Source organism: Thalassobacillus sp. CUG 92003, assembly GCF_013618635.1.
Taxonomy (GTDB): domain Bacteria; phylum Bacillota; class Bacilli; order Bacillales; family Halobacillaceae; genus CUG-92003.
In genome coordinates, this window is the sequence record NZ_JABLSJ010000033.1 from 1 (window position 1) to 1,246 (window position 1,246).

Sequence of the window (1,246 nt, forward strand, 5' to 3'; positions counted from 1 at the left end):
GAGGCCACTGAAATACTGTCCTGTTTTTTGGTCTGAATAAAAAAAGAGCGATTTTCAGAACGGATTGGTTCGAAAATCGCTCTTTTTTCACAAGATAGAGGGACCTTCGGCTCTTATTTCTCCTTCAGCTTGACGATTCTTTTCATATTGACGGTGAAGATCGCCATTGCTGCTTGTAAGTCCATGGCTGGGAGACCCGAAGATGAGGCGACCTCATATCCGTGCCGATGTTTCAATTCACTATTTTTGGCTTCAATTTTGTATCGTTCTTTCGCCTTTTCCTTAAATGCCTCCGTTTCTTGAAATTCTGCTTGTTCCTGATGTTCATGTGATTTTATGGTCACTGTATACGTCTTACTATTGGCGCCTTCCTGGTAACACCCCTCTTTTAGAGGGCAGGTCTTACATTTTTCTATATCAAAGTAATAACGGATACGCGGGCTCTTGTCTTTACTCGCTTTTCGGCTATCCTTTCGCTTATGCGTGGCCATATGACCTGCCGGACAAACATACATTCCGGCATCTTTATTGAATTCAAACGTTTGGTCTTTTCTTCGTGTCCCATGGGTGACGGAAGAATTAAGTCGGGAAATAAGTGTCATTTCATGATCATTGGCGTAGATTAAATTTTTTCTCTCTGAATAAGCGGCGTCACCAATAACGGTATCCACGTTCATCCCGACCTGCTTGCTTTTTTCTATCAGGTTTGTCAGATATTTTCCATCACTCTTTTCCCCGGTTGTCGTAGCTGCGGCCGTGATGATCCGTTCTTCACTCATGGCCAGGTGCGTCTTGTATCCAAAGAAAGAAGAATCGGCGGACTTATGGCCGACTTTCGCGTCCGGGTCGGACGACAGCTGAAGGTGTTCCAGGTCATCTTCGACGATTTCCTTCAGTAAGTTGAGCGATTCTTTCACTTTCGGATAGGTCTTCAACGAGGATTGGTTCTCAACGACATCCATCACGTTTTGGGTGTACTCAATTTCTGCTTCGATCGTATCTTCGGTCGGTTTTGATGGCATCTTCTTTTTCATGGTTTCATCATGAGAATAAACGGCTTTCCGAAGATTCTTCGAATGAGAACGCAAAGCTTCCTGAGCGGATACATGATTGTACCGCGACCTCGTGTGCGTGGAGTCAACGATAATCGCGGACGAGTGGAGAACGTTCTGTTCTTGGGCGACTTCCACACTTTTATGGATGAGAAGGTCTAAAATGTTTTCGTCTTCGATACGCTTTTTCCGGA

Annotated in this window: 1 protein-coding gene; it reads right to left on the minus strand. The window is 44.6% G+C overall.

The window, feature by feature from the left end; all coding sequences use genetic code 11:
• Positions 1-113: 113 nt before the first annotated feature.
• Positions 114-1,246: transposase (locus HOP45_RS20445; protein ID WP_181351319.1), on the minus strand; the 1,133-nt coding region annotated here is incomplete at its 5' end.